Genomic DNA, 17845 nt, shown 5'->3' with positions numbered 1-17845 from the left:
CGGCGCCGAGCGATGAGCATCGCCGTGCCCTTGGAGAATGGAGCGCCGCGGGTGGTTCTGTCCGCCCGCGGTCTCCGCCGTGACTTCGGCGGCTTCACCGCCGTCAAGGACGTCGACCTCGATGTCCATCATGCCCGCGTGCATGCGCTGATCGGCCCGAACGGGGCCGGCAAGACCACCGTCTTCAACCTGTTGACCAAGTTCCTGCAGCCGACCCGCGGGACGATCACGCTGCTCGGCGAGGACATAACCAACACCGCGCCGGACAAGGTCGCCCGCCTGGGCCTCGTGCGCTCCTTCCAGATCTCGGCAGTGTTCCCGCACTTGACGGTCCTCGACAATGTCCGCGTCGCCCTGCAGCGGCCGAACCGGCTTGCGACGCAGTTCTGGAAGCCGCTGTCGGCGCTCGACGCCCTGAATGGCAAGGCCGAGCAGTTGATCCGCTCGGTGGGCCTCGACAAGGAGCGCAACGCGGCCGCCGCCGATCTTTCCTACGGCCGCAAGCGCGTCCTCGAGATCGCCACCACGCTGGCGCTCGACCCGAAGGTGCTGCTGCTCGACGAGCCGATGGCCGGCATGGGCCACGAGGATGTCGGCATGGTCGCCGAGATCATCCGCGAGGTGGCGCGCGAGCGCGCCGTGCTGATGGTCGAGCACAATCTCTCCGTCGTCGCCACGCTCTGTCATCACGTCACCGTGCTGCAGCGCGGCGAAATTCTGGCCGAGGGCGACTATGCCACCGTATCCGAGGATCCGCGGGTGCGCACCGCCTATATGGGCACGGAGGAGGCCTGAGATGAAACCGCTGCTGAAGGTCTCCGGCCTCAACGCCTGGTACGGCGAGAGCCATATTCTCCACGGCGTCGACATGACCGTCGGCGAGGGCGAAATGGTGACCCTGCTCGGTCGCAACGGCGTCGGCAAGACGACGACGCTCAGGGCGATCATGGGCATCGTGCGCGAGCGCAAGGGCGAGATCACCTTCGCCGGCGAGGACCTGATCCGCGTGCCGCTGCATCGCGTCGCGCACCGCGGCCTCGGCTTCATTCCCGAGGAGCGCGGCATCTTTTCGACGCTCTCCGTCTACGAGAACCTCTTGCTGCCGCCGGCCGTCGCTGAAGGCGGCATGACGATCGAGGAGATTTTCGAACTCTTTCCCAATCTGCACGAACGCCGCAACAGCCAGGGAACAAAACTTTCCGGCGGCGAACAGCAGATGCTGGCGATCGCCCGCATCCTGCGCACCGGCGCCAGGATGATGCTGCTCGACGAGCCGACCGAAGGCCTCGCCCCGGTCATCGTCCAGCGCATCGGCGAGGTGCTGAAGAAACTCAAGGAGCGCGGCATGACGGTCCTGCTGGTCGAGCAGAACTTCCGCTTCGCCAGCAAGGTCGCCGACCGCTTCTATCTCATGGACCATGGCAAGGTGGCGGGCGAGTTTCCGGTCTCGGAGCTTTCCGCACGCATGGACATGCTGCATGACGTGCTCGGGGTGTAAGTGATGACGATGATCTTCGGAATTCCGCTCCAGGCCTTTCTCGGACAACTCCTGATCGGCCTCATCAACGGCTCCTTCTACGCGCTTTTGAGCCTCGGCCTTGCCATCATCTTCGGCCTGCTGCGCGTCATCAACTTCGCCCACGGCGCCCAATACATGCTCGGCGCCTTCATCGCCTGGCTGCTGCTCGCGCATTTCGGCATCGGCTACTGGCCGGCCTTGATCCTCGCGCCGCTTCTCGTCGGCCTCATCGGGGCCGCCATCGAGCGCACCATGCTGAGGCGGCTCTATTCGCTGGACCCGCTCTACGGCCTGCTCTTCACCTTCGGCCTGGCGCTGACCGTCGAAGGCACGTTCCGCTATCTCTACGGCGCTTCCGGACAGCCCTATGCGACGCCGGCGCTTTTGACCGGCGGCGCCAATCTTGGCTTCATGTTCCTGCCCATCTATCGCGGCTGGGCGATCGTCTTCTCGCTGTTCATCTGCATCGGCACCTGGCTCGTCATCGAGAAGACCAAGCTCGGCTCGTATCTGCGTGCCGCCACCGAAAATCCGGTTCTGGTGCAATCCTTCGGCATCAACGTGCCCTTCCTGCTGACGCTGACCTATGGCCTGGGCGCGGCGCTCGCGGCACTTGCCGGCGTGCTCGCCGCTCCGATCTACCAGGTGTCGCCGCTGATGGGATCGAACATCATCATCGTCGTCTTCGCCGTGGTGGTCGTCGGCGGCATGGGTTCGATCATGGGGGCGATCGTCACCGGTTACCTGCTCGGCGTCGCCGAGGGCCTGACCAAGGTCTTCTATCCGGAGGCCTCCAATATCGTGATCTTCGTGATCATGGCCATCGTTCTCCTGCTGAGGCCTGCCGGCCTCTTCGGCCGGGATGCTTGATATGACGCTGACACTCGAACTTCAGAACCAGAAGGAACGCAGACCGATCGTCGCCCAGACGGTGTTTCTCGGCGCGGGTCTTGTCTTGCTGCTGCTGGCCCCTCTGTTCTTTTACCCCGTCTTCCTGATGAAGATTCTGTGCTTTGCACTCTTCGCCTGCGCCTTCAACCTGCTGCTCGGCTATACGGGGCTGCTCTCCTTCGGTCATGCGGCCTTCTTCGGCGGCGCGGCCTATTTCACCGCGCATGCCGTCAAGGAAGGGGGCCTGCCGGTCGAGTTCGGGCTTCTCGTCGGTGTCGCCGGCGCCGCCCTGCTCGGCGCGGTGATCGGCTTCTTCGCCATCCGCCGCCAGGGCATCTATTTCGCGATGATCACCCTGGCGCTGGCGCAGATGTTCTATTTTTTCTGCCTGCAGGCCGAGTTCACGCATGGCGAGGATGGCATCCAGTCGGTGCCGCGCGGCCATCTGTTCGGTTTCATCGACCTCTCGCAGTCCTCGAACATGTACTATTTCGTGCTGGCCGTCTTCGTCATCGGCATCGCCGTCATCTGGCGGATCATCAACTCGCCCTTCGGCATGATCCTGAAGTCGATCCGGGAAAACGAAACGCGGGCGATCTCGCTTGGCTATTCGGTGAGGAACTACAAGCTCGCCGCCTTCGTCATGTCGGCCGCATTGACCGGCCTGGCCGGGGGCTTGAAGGCCCTGGTTTTCCAGTTCGCGACGCTCACCGATGTCGGCTGGCAGATGTCGGGCGAGGTGATCCTGATGACGCTGCTCGGCGGTATCGGTACGCTGATCGGGCCGCTCTTCGGCGCCGCACTCGTCGTGACGCTGCAGAACTATCTGGCGACCTCGGAATTTCCGGTGACGATCATTACCGGCGTCGTCTTCATGGTCTGCGTGCTGCTGTTCCGCCGCGGCATCGTCGGCGAGTTCTACAACTCGCGCCTCGGCCGCAGGCTCGGCTTCGAACACCGGCACAAGTAGGCATATCGGTCCGCCACGCGACGGGCCCCGACATCAGAGAAAGCCCATGGAAACGTTCGACTATATCGTCGTCGGAGCGGGGAGCGCCGGCTGCGTCCTCGCCAACCGCCTTTCGGAGAATCCGGCGCATCGGGTGCTGCTGCTCGAGGCGGGCGGCAGCGACAATTATCACTGGATCCACATTCCGGTCGGCTATCTCTATTGCATCAACAATCCGCGCACCGACTGGTGTTTCACCACGGCCGCCGAAGAGGGACTCAACGGACGGTCGCTCTTCTATCCGCGCGGCAAGGTGCTCGGCGGCTGCTCTTCGATCAACGGCATGATCTACATGCGCGGCCAGGCGCGCGACTATGACCTGTGGCGTCAGCTCGGCTGCACCGGCTGGAGCTGGAACGACGTGCTGCCCTTCTTCAAGAAATCCGAGGACCACTATCGCGGCGCGAACGAGATGCACGGCGCGGGCGGCGAATGGCGGGTCGAGAAGGCGCGTGTCCGCTGGGCGGTGCTCGATGCCTTCCAGAAGGCAGCTGGCGAGGCGGGCATTCCCGAAACGGACGATTTCAACCGCGGCACCAATGAAGGCTCCGGCTATTTCGACGTCAACCAGCGCTCCGGCATCCGCTGGAACACCGCCAAGGCCTTCCTGAAGCCCGCCAGGCAGCGGCGCAACCTAACGATCCTGACCAAGGCGCATGTCCGCAAGCTGATCCTCGAAGGGGCGCGTGTCGTCGGCGTCGAGTTCCAGCATGACGGCGTGACGAAGCGCGCGCGAGCCGGCCGCGAGACGGTGCTTTCCGCCGGCGCCATAGGCTCGCCGCACATCCTCGAGCTCTCCGGGATCGGCCGCCCGGATGTCCTCCGCGCCAACGGCATCGAAGTGCACCACGAACTGCCCGGCGTCGGCGAGAACCTGCAGGATCACCTGCAGCTTCGCCTCGCCTACAAGGTCACCGGCGTTCCGACGCTGAACGAGAAGGCGACCTCGCTCATCGGCAAGGCGGCGATCGGCCTCGAATATCTCGTCCGCCGTTCCGGGCCGATGGCCATGGCGCCGAGCCAGCTTGGCATCTTCACCCGCTCGGGCCCCGAAAAGGAAACGCCGGACCTGCAGTATCACGTCCAGCCGGTGACGCTCGAAAAATTCGGAGAGCCGGTTCACCCTTTCCCGGCGATCACCGCCAGCGTCTGCAACTTGAGACCGGAAAGCCGCGGCTCGGTGCATCTGAAGGGGCCGGACTTTGCCGCCACGCCCGACATCCGACCGCGCTACCTGACGGCCGAGGCCGACCGCGACGTGGCCATGAAGTCGATCCGACTTACCCGTCGCATCGTTTCGCAGCCTTCCTTCGCCCGCTACCACCCGGCCGAATTCAAGCCCGGGCCGAGCTACGAGACAGACGACGAGCTGAAGCGCGCCGCCGGCGACATCGGCACGACGATCTTCCACCCCGTCGGCACTTGCCGCATGGGTGCCGACCCGGAGAGCGTCGTCGATCCCGAGCTTCGCCTGCGGGGCGTGGAGGGCCTGCGCGTCGCCGACGCCTCGATCATGCCGACGATCACCTCCGGCAACACCAATTCGCCGACCATCATGATCGCCGAAAAGGCCGCCACGATGATCCTCGCGGCAAACCGTCCCTAGACTATTCGGCCGCCTCGGTTTCCGGCATCGGCACATAGTTGAGGATCGGCGACAGCCAGCGCTCGACCTCGCGAACATTCATGCGTTTGCGTGTCGCATAGTCCTCGACCTGGTCGCGCTCGATCTTGGCGACGCCGAAATAGTAGGCGTCCGGATGGCCGATATAGAGGCCGGAGACGGAGGAGCCCGGCCACATGGCGTAACTTTCCGTCAGGCTGACGCCGATTGCCGCCTCTGCGTCGAGCAGCCGGAAGAGCGTTTCCTTTTCGGTATGGTCGGGCTGTGCCGGATAGCCCGGCGCCGGGCGGATCCCCGCATAAGGCTCGGCGATCAGTTCCTGTGGCGTGAAGGATTCGTCCGCCGCGTAGCCCCAGAGCTCCTTGCGGACATATTCGTGCATGCGCTCGGCAAAGGCCTCGGCGAAGCGGTCGGCGAGCGCCTTGACCAGGATCGAGGAGTAATCGTCGTTGGCGCGCTCGAAGCGCTCGGCGATCGCCACTTCCTCGATGCCGGCGGTCACCACGAAGCCGCCGAGATAGTCCGGCCTGCCGCTGTCAATCGGAGCGACGAAATCGGCGAGCGCGACGTTCGGCCGGCCGTCACGCTTGGCCAATTGCTGGCGGAGCGTGAAGAGAGTCGCAAGCTCCCGCTCGCGCGCCTCGTCGGTGAAGAGGCGGATGTCGTCTGCAACGCTGCCGGCCGGCCAGAAGCCGACCACCGCCGTCGGCGCGAACCATTTTTCCGCAATGATCTTGTCGAGCATCGCCTGTGCGTCGGCGAAGAGCTGCCGTGCGGCCGGCCCCTGATGCTCGTCGTCGAGAATGCGCGGATAGACGCCCTTCAGCTCCCAAGTCTGGAAGAAAGGCGTCCAGTCGATATAGCGGGCAAGCTCCGCCAGATCCCAGCTCTCGAAGACGCGCGTGCCCAGGAACGAGGGCGCCTTCGGCTGATGAGCGTCCCAGTCGAGTTTCGGCGCATTGGCGCGGGCCTGCGACAGCGGCAGGCGGCGCTTTTCCGCCTCGTTGCGCGCATGCGCGTCGGCAACCTTTAGATATTCGGCGCGGATCATCTCCTTGTAGCCGTCCCTCGCCTCTGGCGAGAGCAGGCTCGACACGACGCCGACGGCACGGCTGGCATCGGTGACATAGACGGTCTGGCCGAGGCTGTACCGCGGGTTGATCTTGACCGCTGTGTGCACACGGCTGGTCGTCGCCCCCCCGATCAGCAGCGGAATGTCGAAGCCTTCCCGTTCGAGTTCGGAGGCGACATGCACCATCTCGTCGAGCGAGGGGGTAATGAGGCCGGAGAGCCCGATCGCGTCGACCTTCTCTTGCCGCGCCATTTCGAGGATCTTCGCCGAGGGCACCATGACGCCGAGGTCGATGATCTCGTAGTTGTTGCAGGCGAGCACGACGCCGACGATGTTCTTGCCGATATCGTGCACGTCGCCTTTGACGGTCGCCATCAGGATCTTGCCCGCACTCTCGCGGGTCCCCGCGCCACCATTGGCAAGCCTTTCGGCCTCCATATGGGGCAGGAGGACGGCGACCGCCTGCTTCATCACGCGCGCCGACTTGACCACCTGCGGCAGGAACATCTTGCCCGCGCCGAAGAGGTCGCCGACCACGTTCATGCCGGCCATCAGCGGCCCTTCGATGACGTGCAGCGGGCGCTCGGCGGCAAGCCGCGCCTCTTCCGTGTCCGCCTCGATGAACTCGGTGATGCCGTTGACGAGCGCATGCTCGAGCCGTTTCGCAACCGGCCACTCGCGCCAGGCGAGGTCCTTCTCCTTGCCCTGCGAACCGCCCTGCCCACGATAGCGCTCGGCGATCTCCAGGAGGCGCTCGGTTGCATCCGGACTGCGGTTCAGCACCACGTCCTCGCAGGCCTCGCGAAGCTCCGTGTCGATCGCGTCGTAGACGGCGAGCTGGCCGGCATTGACGATGCCCATATCCATGCCCGCCTGGATCGCATGATAGAGGAAGACGGCGTGCATCGCCTCGCGCACCGGCTCGTTGCCGCGGAACGAGAAGGAGAGGTTCGACACCCCGCCCGAGACATGCACATGCGGCAGCGTGGCGATGATCTCGTGCGTCGCCTCGATGAAATCGACGCCGTAATTGTTGTGCTCTTCGATGCCGGTGGCGACCGCGAAGATGTTCGGGTCGAAGATGATGTCCTCCGGCGGGAAGCCGACCTCTTCGGTCAGCAGCCGATAGGCGCGCCGGCAGATCTCGACCTTGCGCGTCTTGCTGTCGGCCTGCCCCTTTTCGTCGAAGGCCATCACCACGACGGCGGCGCCATAGGCGCGCACCAACCGCGCGTGATGCAGGAACGCTTCCTCGCCCTCCTTGAGCGAGATCGAGTTCACCAGCGCCTTGCCCTGGACGCATTTGAGCCCGGCCTCGATGACTTCCCATTTGGAGGAATCTATCATCACCGGTACGCAGGCGATGTCCGGCTCGGAAGCGACGAGGTTCAGGAACTCGACCATGGCGCCGGTCGAATCGATCAGCCCCTCGTCCATGTTGATGTCGATGATCTGCGCGCCGTTGGCCACCTGATCGCGCGCGACGTCGAGTGCCGCGGCATAGTCGCCCGTGGTGATCAGCTTGCGGAATTTTGCCGAGCCGGTGACATTGGTGCGCTCGCCGACATTGACGAAGGGGATTTCGTCGGTGAGCGTGAAGGGTTCGAGGCCGGAGAGCCGCATGCGGCGTTCGATCTCCGGTATCTGGCGCGGCGGATACTTGCCGACCGCTTCGGCGATGGCGCGGATATGGGCCGGCGTCGAGCCGCAGCAGCCGCCGACGATGTTGACGAGGCCATCGCGGGCAAAGGCCTCGATCTGCGCTGCCATCGCCTCGGGGCTTTCGTCGTAGCGGCCGAATTCATTCGGCAGGCCGGCATTCGGATAGGCGCAGACAAGCGTGTCGGCGACGGTCGAAAGCTCGTCGATATGGGCGCGCATCGCATTGGCGCCGAGCGCGCAGTTGAGCCCGATGGTGAAGGGCGCCGCATGGCGCACCGAATACCAGAAGGCGGTCGGCGTCTGGCCGGAGAGGGTTCGGCCGGAAAGATCGGTGATCGTGCCGGAAATCATCACCGGCAGGTGGATTTTCTTCTCGGCGAAGACTTCCTGCGTCGCGAAAATCGCCGCCTTGGCATTCAGCGTGTCGAAGATCGTCTCGATCAGGATGATGTCGGCGCCGCCGTCGATGAGGCCGCGGAGCTGTTCGGCATAGGCAAGCCTCAGATCGTCGAAGCTGACGGCGCGATAGCCCGGATTGTTGACGTCGGGCGAGATCGAGGCAGTGCGGTTGGTCGGCCCGAGTGCGCCGGCCACGAAACGCCGCCGGCCATCCTCTGCTTCGGCGCGCTTCGCCGCCCGCCGCGCCAGCCGCGCGCCGTCGCGGTTCAGGTCATAGACCGTGTCCTCCATGCCATAGTCGGCCTGGGCGATCCGTGTCGAGGAGAAGGTGTTGGTTTCGAGAATGTCGGCGCCGGCAAGGGCGTAGCGGTAATGGATCTCCTCGATCGCCTTCGGCTGCGTGAGCGTCAGGAGGTCGTTGTTGCCCTGCTGATGGCAGGCGCAACCGCCGAAGCGCTCGCCGCGGAAATGGTCTTCGACGAAACCGAGCTGCTGGATCTCGGTGCCCATGGCGCCATCCATGATCAGGATGCGCTCGCTTGCTGCCTGCCGCAGGGCACGGAATATTTCCGAGCCGTCGGGCCTGGGGGAGAGATCTCCGAAGAGGGACGCGGCGGACATGGGAAATCTCCCGTTCTGAAAACGACAAATGCTTTGTCGATTAAGTCACATAAAGATATGTTTATGTCAACATACGATCCGATCACAATTTCACCGCGAGGCAAGAAAAAAGCCCGCCACAAGCGCGGCGGGCCGTTCGAAGGCGACGACGGGAGCCGATGTTCACAATCGCTTCAGGCAATCCTCGACTTCATAGATCGCGCAAATGATGTGATAGAAGCTGCTGGCCGGCGCGGGCTCGTCGACGAAGCTGCCATCCGCCTTCTGCTTGTCGCGCCAGAGCCCGCGGACCGGCGTTTCGAAAAACCGTTGCAGCGCCGCCGCGGCGCGCGACGCCGAAACGAGATAGCGTTGCCGCTCGCTGCCCTCCGAGAGCGCGGCGAAGCGGATCGCCGCCTTCAGCCATTCCGTCTGCGGCCAGAGCCGCGCCACCGGGTCGGCGACCGACAGGTCGTCGAAGAGCGTCATGATCGCCACGTCGCGCTTCGGGCAGACGCCGTGCGCTTCGCCGATCTCGAAAAGCCGCCGTGCCTTGACGATCGCTTCGGCGTTGCCGCGCCGTTCCGCCCAGCGCAAGAGCAGCCATGCCCATTCGAACTGGTGGCCGGGCTCGACGATGCGGCCCTTCTCGCCCGGAAAGGGTGTCCAGTCGCGGTCGAAGAATTCGCGCAGCACGCCTGTCTTTGCGTCGATGAAGCAATCCATTGCCAAATGGGCGATCTCGTCGGCGAGATTGGCCCAGGCGACCCGGTCGAACCCGTCGACCGCTTCGCTGGCGAGACAGGCCTCGAAGAGGTGCATATGCGGGTTGGAACCAAGCGGCAGGCGCGGCGGGTTGTCCTCCTCGAAGCCCGCGACCGGATGCTTGCAATGGGCTTCGAGCTTCTGCCTGAGATCGTTGCTGCGCTCGATCATCTCGGCCTTGCGCTCCGGAAGGACGTCGGCCAGATAGGCGAAGGCGAGCAGCGCGAAGGCCTGGTTATAAAGGTCGAAAGACGGATCGATGATCTCCCCGTCGGCCTTGGCGAGCGCACCGTAGAAGCCGCTCGACTGCCGGTAGACGCGATCGAAATAGGCAAGTCCGCCTTCCGCGACGCTGCGCCAGTCGCCTTGCCAGCCACGCCGTCCGGCTTCCGCGAAGCAATAGACCTGGCGGGGCTGGACGCGCGAGCGGCGATTGGCCCGCGTCGGCTCGCCGGCCATGTCGATCGTCTCGACGAAGCCGCCGCCGGCCGTGTCGAAACCCTTTTCGCGCCAGAGCGGCAGGGCGGCTTCCGCGAGCCAGCGGTCGAGCTGCGCCGCCTGCAATGCAATGTCCATCGGCCCGTCCGTCAATTCTCGAGTTTCAACGCGTCGTGATCGGCGCCGAGCACTTCGGCCAGCGCCTCGACGACGAGATTGTGGTCGTCGCGCTGCGGCAGTCCGGACACCGTGACGGCACCGATGCAGCCGGTTCCCTTCACGACGATCGGAAAGCTGCCGCCATGCGCGGCGAACTCGGCATCCGGCAGGCCAAGCTTCGCCTGCAGGTTGGTCTGCTGCTTGAGGAGACCGAGGCCGGTGGCGTAGCTGCTTCTGAACAGCCGGAACACCGTGTTGCGCTTGCGCCGCACCCAGTTCGGATTGTCCGGCGTCGCGCCATCGAGCGCCGCATAGAAGACCTGCATGGAGAACAGAGTGATGTCGATGACGACGCCGAGCTCGCGCTCGGCGGCCATACGGCGCAGCGTCGAGCCGAGCGTCCAGGCGGTGTCGAGGTCGAAGCGCTCGAATTGCAATTCCTGTTCCTGGAGCGCGATCCGGCGCAGATCATTGTCGATATTGTTCATGATGCCTCCGCTTGTCGTTATGGGGCCGGACGGATGGGAGTGAGGCGTGGGTGATACCCCCACTGGCCTGCCGGGCCATCTCCCCCACAAGGGGGAGAAAGGATGTGGCACAGTCTACGCATCCGCCGATGCGTTTCGCGCTTAGCAGCGTTGCGGCCGGGGCGAGGGGCATGCGGCCTGCAGTCTCCCCCTTGTGGGGGAGATGGCCGGCAGGCCAGAGGGGGAAAATGCGGCCGCAGCCGTGACTGGACACGCGCTATTCCTTCCACAGCCAGGCGGCACCGCGCACGCCGGAGCTGTCGCCGTGCACGGCCTTGCGGATCGGCGTCTCGAAACTGTCGCCGAACAAGTATCTGGTGATCAACTCCGGCAACTCGCCATAGATCTCGTCGACATTCGACATGCCGCCGCCGAGCACGAAAACATCCGGATCGACGATATTGGTCAACAGCGCGAGGCTGCGGGCGAGCCGGTCGACGAAGCGGTCGTAGACGCCGGTCGCGGCCGGATCGCCGGCCCGCTTCGCCTCGATGATGTCGCGGCCGCGGCGCTCGACGCCGGTCGTCAGGCGATAGTCGAGCTCGAGCCCGGTGCCGCAGGCATACATGTCGAGGCAGCCGAGCTTGCCGCACCAGCATTTGTGGCCGGGATATTCGTGCTTCGTCATCCACGGCAGCGGATAATGGCCGATCTCCGCCGCGACGCCCTGGTAGCCGGCATGCACCTTCCTGTCGATCGCCAGCCCGCCGCCATGCCCGGTGCCGACGATGATGCCGAAGACGACATGCGCATCCTTGCCGGCGCCGTCGACCGCCTCGGAGACCGCCAGGCAATTGGCGTCGTTGGCAAGCCGCACCTGACGACCAAGTGCGGCTTCGAGATCGCGCCCGAGCGGCTTGCCGTTGATGAGCACGGCGTTGGAGTTGCGCACGATGCCGGTGCGCGGATTGGGACTGCCCGGAATGCCGATGCCGATCGAGCCGCGCTCACCGGCCGTCTGCTCGGCGGCGGCGACGAGCTCGACCACGGCGCGGATGCACGCGTCATAGCCGCTGGTCGGGGTTGCAACACGGTGCCGGGCACGCGTCTCGCCATCGCGGTCGAGCGCGATGACTTCCATTTTGGTGCCGCCCCAATCGATTCCGATAAACATGTGCGGATAGGTCCCAGGATGGATTAGGGAACGGCGACATCGCCTCCGACCGCCGCCGGCCCCTGCTTAGCATTCACCCTGTCGGTGACGCTAGCCCCATGATTTCGCATCGACACATCCGACTTTTCGCAATCCGCCGGCCACGGGCGCAAAAACACTTGGCGAAATGGCCTTGCTTTTGTATGGGTCTATACCGAGTGGTCCCGTAGCTCAGCAGGATAGAGCACCAGATTCCTAATCTGGGGGTCGCGCGTTCGAATCGCGCCGGGATCACCAATCCCTCGTTTTCTCGGAAACAAGATCCGACAGCAATCAGACCTGACCTCGCCGGCCTCACCCTTTTGATCGTCTTGCCACTGTAACAATCGACGCCTACACTGCCTTTACTGTCCCTCTCGCCGCTGACCACGGATGTACTGGCAGCGGCGGGAGGCGGCGATAAAAGGTCGGGCCAAGCCCGGCCTTTTTGTTTGGGGACGCCTCGGCTCCTCGCCCCCGCTGCGGGATCCTTGCCCGGCGCCTCGCTGCTCCTTGACCTCGTGTTTCCGGTCCGCGTCTCTGTTTCCCTTGTCGCCGGCGCGGTTTCCGCCACGCGTTCCATCGGAGCTCTTGGGCGCCTTGCCGTCCTTCACATCGGTGGCCATTGCGTTCTCCTCGAAGATCTCGCAGCGGCAAACCGGCAAGGCGCAAAAAGCTTCCGCAAGGCGTGCCTTTCCCTCGTGCCCCTCAGTTCGATTCTTCCTGGAAAACACCTCGGAACCAAACCATGTCGGGCCGGTTTGGTTGGTCCAGAAAAAGAATCCCCGAGAGAGGAAAAACCATGAAAACCACGATCTTTGGCGTTGCAGTGCTCCTGAGCGCTGCCGCAATGCCGGCATTTGCGCAATCGGCGACCTCGGGCGGAAGCACACCGGCGATCGCCACGCCGGGTACCGAGAATCCGGAGGCGCCCGTCGCCGGCAAGAACAGTTTTACGGAAGACCAGGCGCGCGAGCGGATCGAGGAAGCCGGTTACGCCGAGGTCAAGGGGCTGAAGCTCGACGACCAGGGAATCTGGCGGGGAACGGCAACGAAAGACGGCAAGTCCGTCACTGTCGCTCTCGATTACCAGGGCAACGTCACCGCGCTCTAGGTCACGATGATTTCGGTCGGGAGAACGGGCGGAAATCTGCTCGCTCTACGCTCCGACGCTACAGAAAAGGAGAAGAAGATGAGAACTGTGGCAGGGCTTTTCGACGACTATCACGACGCTCGACAGGCAGTGAACGACCTCGAGGTCGCCGGCATTCCGTCGGAGGATATCAGCGTGGTCGCCAATAATGTCGGCGACCGCTACTCGGGCGAGAGTTCCGGAGCTGCCGAAGGCGCCGGCGTCGGCGCCGGGTTGGGCGCGGCCGGGGGCGGCGCGGTCGGTCTCCTCACCGGGCTGGGGCTGATGGCCATCCCCGGCGTCGGGCCGGTCGTCGCGGCCGGCTGGCTCGCATCGACAGCAGCGGGCGCGATCGCCGGAGCGGTGGCGGGTGCCGCCACTGGCGGCATCATCGGGTCGCTGACGGATTCGGGCATTCCGGACGAGGACGCGCATCTTTATGCCGAAGGTGTGCGGCGGGGTGGCACGCTGGTGGTGGCCAAGGTCGACGAGGCCCTGGTGCCGCAGGCCGATGCGATCCTCAGAAACCGCAACGCCGTCGACACGTCGGTTCGCCGACGGGCCTACACCGAAGAGGGCTGGACGCGTTTCGACGAGGCATCCGCACCCTACAGCCTCGATGAGGTTCAACGCGAGCAGGAACGCTACCGCCCACCGGCGCTGTAGCATTACCATCTACTGTCGGCGCAGCCGCTTGCGGCTGCGCCCGCGTCATCTTTCCCACCGGACTTCCGCATTGTCCGCCACGCCGCTGCGGAACCTAGCCGAGTTCTCGCGTGTTCTCGTAGGTGTTCCTTCGCAGGAGAGAAAGCATGCCATCGGCAATGCCCCCGAAGTCGAAGTCGCCGCGAACGACCCGCGCACCGCTCGCTCTGCCACAGCTCGTCGACGAGAAGGCCGAAGCCTTCGTCGCCGCCGCCATCGTGGAGCTCGTCAAATCCAAGATCCCGTTTCTGATCGCCGGCACCTTCGCCCTCAGTGCCTACACCGGCATTTCGAGGCCGACGAAGGATCTCGACGTCTTCTGCAAAGCCGGCGACTACACGCGAATTCTCAACTATTTCAAGTCGCGCGGCTACTCGGTGGAGATCGAGGACGAGCGGTGGCTGGGAAAGGTCTACAAGGGCAAGTTCTTCTTCGACGTCATCTTCGCCTCGCCGAACGGAACCATGCTCGTCAACGACGCGTGGTTCGAACACGCCCTGCCGGTCGAGATCAGCGCCTCGCCGGTGTCGATCGTCGCCCCCACGGAATTGGTCTGGTCCAAGTCTTTCATCCAGCTTCGCGAGCGCTACGACGGCGCCGACGTCGCCCACACGATCCTCAAAACCCACGACCGGATCGATTGGCGCCGGCTGCTCGAATATATGGAAGTGCACTGGGAGGTGCTGTTGATCCATCTCCTCAATTTCCGGTGGATCTATCCCTCGGAGCGCGACCGGGTGCCCTTGTGGCTGATGGACGAGCTCCTGAGCCGGCTGGCGGCGCAGCGCGATTTGCCGCTGCCCCAGACGAAGATCTGCCGCGGGCGGCTATATTCGCGGCGCGACTACGAGATCGACGTCACCGAGTGGGGGTTCGCCGACGTCGGCGGCGACCTCGAGATGCGGACAGGAAAATAGGGAGTTGTCACCATGGGCAAGCTGAAAGTAGCCGCGGTCGCAGACCTCCACATGAAAGAGGATGGTTCGGTCTCCTATACGGAACTGTTTTCGGAGATTTCCAAAGTCGCCGACGTGCTGGTGATCGCTGGCGACCTGACCGATCTCGGCAAGCCGGCCGAAGCGGAGCTTCTCGCCGCCGACCTGAAATACTGCACGGTCCCGGTGGTCGCGGTTCTCGGCAATCACGACCACCAATGTGATGCCGTCGAAGAGATCTCGTCGATCCTCATGAAGGCGGGTGTCCATCTGCTGGATGGGCAGGCGGTAGAGATCGCCGGCATCGGCTTTGCCGGCACGAAAGGGTTTGTCGGCGGCTTCGGCCGGCACATGCTGGGTTCTTTCGGCGAGACCGCCCTGAAAGCGATGGTATCGGCGACCGTCGACGAAGCGATGCGCCTCGAAAACGCCTTGCGCAAGACCAGCGCCCAGCACTCCGTCGTCGTGCTGCACTACGCACCGATCGCCGAGACGGTCGTGGGAGAACCGGAAGAGATCTATCCCTTCCTCGGCTCCTCGCGCTTCGCGGAAACCATCGACCGCTTCCGTGTCAGCGCCGTCGTCCATGGCCACGCTCACAAGGGTAGGTATAAGGGCACGACGCCGGGCGGCGCGCCCGTCTTCAACGTCGCCACCCATGTGGAGAAGCCGACCGGCCGGCCCTATGCCCTTCTGGAATTCTGATCCCTGATCGGCGCCCAGCCGACTTCAGGCGCGCCGCCAGCACAACCTTTGTGCGTCTGAAAAGACGCACGGCGCTGTAGGCTTCGCCGTCGAAATCGATCCGGCGCCGCATCCCGAATGGAACCTGACCCACCCGGCGGTGCGTTAGTCTTCGATCACCGCCTGAAGGGAAGGGCCACTCGATGCCGCTGCAAGTCACTTCCAATCCGGCCCGCCCTGCGGCGGCGATGCGTGTTCGGCCCGGCGCCGGGCGCAGCCGCAACGGGCGCGATCGGGTCCTAGGCGAGGTTCCGCCGAAGGGCAACGGGCTCGTCTATGTCAGCGATACCGAGCCGGGCATCAGGCGGCAGCGCTCCGGCAAGGGGTTCATCTACCGGCTGCCGGATGGTTCGATCCTGACCGATCCGGCCATCAGGGCCCGTATCGCGTCGCTCGGCCTGCCGCCCGCCTACGAGAACGTGTGGATCTGCCTGGACGAGAACGGACACCTGCAGGCGACCGGCTATGACGCGCGGGGTCGAAAGCAATATCGCTATCACACGGAGTGGCAAGCGCAGCGCAGCGGCGACAAATTCGCCCAGCTCCTTCCGTTCGCCAAGGCCCTGCCGAGGATCCGCCGCATGATCCGCCGGCACATGGAAGGAGGGGCGGACGACGCGCGCACAGTCCTCGCCGCGCTGGTCGCCTTGCTCGACGAGGTGCATCTGCGGACGGGAAGTCCCGCCTATGTCCAGGCGAATTCGACCTATGGCGCAACGACGCTTCTGAAGCGCCATTTGCGGCTGCTCAACGGCTGCATGGAACTGCGGTTCACCGCCAAGGGGGGCAAGCGGGTCCAGAGACGGCTGCGGCGCCCGAAGCTGCAGCGCCTGCTCGAGGACATCGCCGACCTGCCGGGACGGCAGCTCTTCGTGTGGCGGGACGACAACGATATCCTGCGCCCCGTTGAGTCGGGTCGTCTCAACCGCTACCTGGCGGAGGTCGCCGGCTTTTCCGTATCGGCCAAGACATTCCGGACCTGGGCGGGCAGCGTCGCCGCCTTCGCCGCCGCACGGGAAGCGATGGAAAAAGGCGAGCGCCCGACTGTCAGAAAGATGTGCGAGGCGGCCGCCGAGGTCCTCTGCAACACGCCGGCAATCTGTCGCAAGAGCTACATCCATCCGGATATCATAGGTCTCGCGGATACGGCCTGCGCGGCGACAGCCAAGCAGTTGCGCCGCCGCGGGCGGGCAAAGCCTGAACTTCGTGTGGAAGAGGCGCGCCTGCTGACTTTTCTTGGGCGCGCTGCCCGAACGGAGCCAAAGGCACCCGCCGCCATCAATGGTGTGACGGCGGGACCGAGCCCCACCCTCTGATCGGAACAAAGCCCGGCGAGCCCGAGTTTGGGAGCTGCGGCCGTCGTCGACGACCGGCCGAGAAACCGTTCGCACCAAATCCACAAGGAGGCCTGGACATGGAGAATTTCCCGCGCCCGCCGTTCGAGCGTCAGAGCCAACCCATGCCTGGAACCACAGAGCGCATGAACCCGCTCCCGGACCACGGGGAAAAAACCTACAAGGGATCGGGCCGGCTTCAGGGCAAGAAAGCCATCATCACCGGCGGCGACAGCGGCATTGGCCGGGCCGTGGCGATCGCCTATGCCCGAGAGGGCGCCGATGTGCTGATCTCCTACCTCAACGAACACGAGGACGCGAAGTCGACCAAGGCGCTCGTCGAAGAGGCGGGATGCAAAGGCGTCCTCGTTGCTGGCGATATCCAGAGCTCGGCGCATTGCAACCGAATTGTCGAGACAGCCATCAACGAACTCGGCGGTATCGACATCCTCGTCAACAACGCCGCCCATCAGGCCTCCTTCCCGGATATCGCGGACATCAGCGAGGAGGAGTGGGAGCTGACCTTCCGGGTGAACATCCATGCGATGTTCTATCTGACCCGCGCAGCGGTGCCGCATATGAAGCCCGGCAGTTCGATCATCAACACCGCCTCGATCAACGCGGATGCCCCAAATCCGATCCTGCTGGCCTATGCGACCACCAAGGGCGCGATCCAGAATTTCACCGCCGGCCTGGCGCAAATGCTTGCCGACAAGGGAATCCGCGCCAATGCGGTGGCGCCGGGCCCGATCTGGACGCCGCTGATCCCGTCGACCCTTCCGGAGGATTCGGTCGTGAATTTCGGCAAGCAGGTGCCGATGAAGCGGCCGGGACAACCGGTGGAACTCGCCTCGGCCTATGTCATGCTGGCAGATCCGCTGTCGAGCTACGTCTCCGGCGCGACGATCGCGGTGACTGGCGGCAAGCCGATATTGTAGCGCCGGCCGTCAGGAACGAGGTGGTGGGGGACGTGTCTTGTGATGATCATCCGCGTCAAGGCAGCGTTAACCATACAGGCAACATGCCCGAGGGGCCTTTACCCTGCGTGAACACCAGGAATGCGCCGTCGAACTTGAGCGTTTTTTCGGTGCACTTGAAATAATCCAACTAACTCAATGGTTTAGAAAATTCTATCATTTTTTCAAAAATGGCTGTTGACGTGTTGGAGGGTGCGGGTCTATAAGCCCGATCACTGACG

Annotated in this window: 15 protein-coding genes and 1 tRNA gene; 12 read left to right on the top strand and 4 right to left on the bottom strand. The window is 64.3% G+C overall.

From position 1 onward, the window contains the following. Nucleotides 1-12: 12 nt before the first annotated feature. Genes N181_RS15140 through N181_RS15120 form a run of 5 tightly spaced genes read left to right on the top strand, consistent with a single transcriptional unit; the run spans nt 13 to nt 5025 of the window. On the top strand, nt 13-795 hold the full coding sequence (locus tag N181_RS15140) for an ABC transporter ATP-binding protein (protein ID WP_014329982.1): 783 nt from the start codon (nt 13-15) through the stop codon (nt 793-795). 1 nt (nt 796) lies between these two features. After that, complete coding sequence (locus N181_RS15135; protein WP_037397984.1) at nt 797-1498, top strand: ABC transporter ATP-binding protein; 702 nt, start codon at nt 797-799, stop codon at nt 1496-1498. Nucleotides 1499-1501: 3 nt separating this feature from the next. Then, nucleotides 1502-2389, top strand: coding sequence for a branched-chain amino acid ABC transporter permease (locus N181_RS15130; RefSeq protein ID WP_037397981.1), 888 nt, complete (start codon nt 1502-1504; stop codon nt 2387-2389). Then, on the top strand, nt 2382-3380 hold the full coding sequence (locus tag N181_RS15125; protein ID WP_060563535.1) for a branched-chain amino acid ABC transporter permease: 999 nt from the start codon (nt 2382-2384) through the stop codon (nt 3378-3380). The genes N181_RS15130 and N181_RS15125 overlap by 8 nt, the downstream gene beginning before the upstream one ends. 46 nt (nt 3381-3426) lie before the next feature. Beyond that, nucleotides 3427-5025 (top strand): GMC family oxidoreductase, encoded by a 1599-nt coding sequence (locus N181_RS15120; protein WP_037397976.1) that lies wholly within the window; start codon nt 3427-3429, stop codon nt 5023-5025. A gap of 1 nt (nt 5026) precedes the next feature. On the opposite strand, the gene metH is transcribed toward N181_RS15120, so the two are convergent. The 4 genes from metH to N181_RS15100 form a co-directional block, all read right to left on the bottom strand. Continuing rightward, nucleotides 5027-8797 carry a methionine synthase gene (gene metH / locus N181_RS15115; RefSeq protein WP_014329977.1) on the bottom strand — a complete coding sequence of 1257 codons (3771 nt, stop codon included), beginning with the start codon at nt 8795-8797 and terminating at the stop codon, nt 5027-5029. 162 nt (nt 8798-8959) lie between these two features. Further along, nucleotides 8960-10117 carry a mannose-6-phosphate isomerase Pmi gene (gene pmi, locus N181_RS15110; protein WP_037397972.1) on the bottom strand — a complete coding sequence of 386 codons (1158 nt, stop codon included), beginning with the start codon at nt 10115-10117 and terminating at the stop codon, nt 8960-8962. 11 nt (nt 10118-10128) lie between these two features. Then, nucleotides 10129-10626 carry a heme-degrading domain-containing protein gene (locus N181_RS15105; protein WP_014329975.1) on the bottom strand — a complete coding sequence of 166 codons (498 nt, stop codon included), beginning with the start codon at nt 10624-10626 and terminating at the stop codon, nt 10129-10131. 256 nt (nt 10627-10882) lie between these two features. Beyond that, nucleotides 10883-11779: an ROK family protein gene (locus N181_RS15100; RefSeq protein ID WP_014329974.1), complete on the bottom strand. Its 897-nt coding sequence runs from the start codon at nt 11777-11779 to the stop codon at nt 10883-10885. A gap of 199 nt (nt 11780-11978) precedes the next feature. On the opposite strand from N181_RS15100, the gene N181_RS15095 reads away from it, so the two are divergent. The 7 genes from N181_RS15095 to N181_RS15060 all read left to right on the top strand — a co-directional run bounded on the left by N181_RS15095 (nt 11979) and on the right by N181_RS15060 (nt 17585). Next, nucleotides 11979-12055: transfer RNA gene (locus N181_RS15095), tRNA-Arg, on the top strand. Between the two features lie 544 nt (nt 12056-12599). Beyond that, nucleotides 12600-12911, top strand: coding sequence for a PepSY domain-containing protein (locus N181_RS15085; RefSeq protein ID WP_014329947.1), 312 nt, complete (start codon nt 12600-12602; stop codon nt 12909-12911). Nucleotides 12912-12989: 78 nt separating this feature from the next. Beyond that, nucleotides 12990-13595 carry a general stress protein gene (locus N181_RS15080; protein WP_040961884.1) on the top strand — a complete coding sequence of 202 codons (606 nt, stop codon included), beginning with the start codon at nt 12990-12992 and terminating at the stop codon, nt 13593-13595. Nucleotides 13596-13741: 146 nt separating this feature from the next. After that, nucleotides 13742-14551: a hypothetical protein gene (locus N181_RS15075; RefSeq protein ID WP_014329945.1), complete on the top strand. Its 810-nt coding sequence runs from the start codon at nt 13742-13744 to the stop codon at nt 14549-14551. Between the two features lie 12 nt (nt 14552-14563). Beyond that, entirely contained in the window at nt 14564-15274 is a 711-nt protein-coding gene (locus N181_RS15070) for a metallophosphoesterase family protein (RefSeq protein ID WP_014329944.1), read from the top strand. A 182-nt stretch (nt 15275-15456) separates the two neighbouring features. Further along, nucleotides 15457-16629 (top strand): DNA topoisomerase IB, encoded by a 1173-nt coding sequence (locus N181_RS15065; protein WP_014329943.1) that lies wholly within the window; start codon nt 15457-15459, stop codon nt 16627-16629. Between the two features lie 98 nt (nt 16630-16727). After that, nucleotides 16728-17585 carry an SDR family oxidoreductase gene (locus N181_RS15060; protein ID WP_014329942.1) on the top strand — a complete coding sequence of 286 codons (858 nt, stop codon included), beginning with the start codon at nt 16728-16730 and terminating at the stop codon, nt 17583-17585. Nucleotides 17586-17845 lie beyond the last annotated feature (260 nt).

Source organism: Sinorhizobium fredii USDA 205 (assembly GCF_001461695.1).
Lineage (GTDB): Bacteria > Pseudomonadota > Alphaproteobacteria > Rhizobiales > Rhizobiaceae > Sinorhizobium > Sinorhizobium fredii.
This window is presented reverse-complemented; position numbering and strand designations above follow the sequence as displayed.

Coding starts and splice junctions, on each gene's coding strand:
- N181_RS15140 (WP_014329982.1), top strand. CDS start 13: ATGAGCATCGCCGTGCCCTTGGAGAATGGAGCGCCGCGGGTGGTTCTG.
- N181_RS15135 (WP_037397984.1), top strand. CDS start 797: ATGAAACCGCTGCTGAAGGTCTCCGGCCTCAACGCCTGGTACGGCGAG.
- N181_RS15130 (WP_037397981.1), top strand. CDS start 1,502: ATGACGATGATCTTCGGAATTCCGCTCCAGGCCTTTCTCGGACAACTC.
- N181_RS15125 (WP_060563535.1), top strand. CDS start 2,382: ATGCTTGATATGACGCTGACACTCGAACTTCAGAACCAGAAGGAACGC.
- N181_RS15120 (WP_037397976.1), top strand. CDS start 3,427: ATGGAAACGTTCGACTATATCGTCGTCGGAGCGGGGAGCGCCGGCTGC.
- metH (WP_014329977.1), bottom strand. CDS start 8,797: ATGTCCGCCGCGTCCCTCTTCGGAGATCTCTCCCCCAGGCCCGACGGC.
- pmi (WP_037397972.1), bottom strand. CDS start 10,117: ATGGACATTGCATTGCAGGCGGCGCAGCTCGACCGCTGGCTCGCGGAA.
- N181_RS15105 (WP_014329975.1), bottom strand. CDS start 10,626: ATGAACAATATCGACAATGATCTGCGCCGGATCGCGCTCCAGGAACAG.
- N181_RS15100 (WP_014329974.1), bottom strand. CDS start 11,779: ATGTTTATCGGAATCGATTGGGGCGGCACCAAAATGGAAGTCATCGCG.
- N181_RS15085 (WP_014329947.1), top strand. CDS start 12,600: ATGAAAACCACGATCTTTGGCGTTGCAGTGCTCCTGAGCGCTGCCGCA.
- N181_RS15080 (WP_040961884.1), top strand. CDS start 12,990: ATGAGAACTGTGGCAGGGCTTTTCGACGACTATCACGACGCTCGACAG.
- N181_RS15075 (WP_014329945.1), top strand. CDS start 13,742: ATGCCATCGGCAATGCCCCCGAAGTCGAAGTCGCCGCGAACGACCCGC.
- N181_RS15070 (WP_014329944.1), top strand. CDS start 14,564: ATGGGCAAGCTGAAAGTAGCCGCGGTCGCAGACCTCCACATGAAAGAG.
- N181_RS15065 (WP_014329943.1), top strand. CDS start 15,457: ATGCCGCTGCAAGTCACTTCCAATCCGGCCCGCCCTGCGGCGGCGATG.
- N181_RS15060 (WP_014329942.1), top strand. CDS start 16,728: ATGGAGAATTTCCCGCGCCCGCCGTTCGAGCGTCAGAGCCAACCCATG.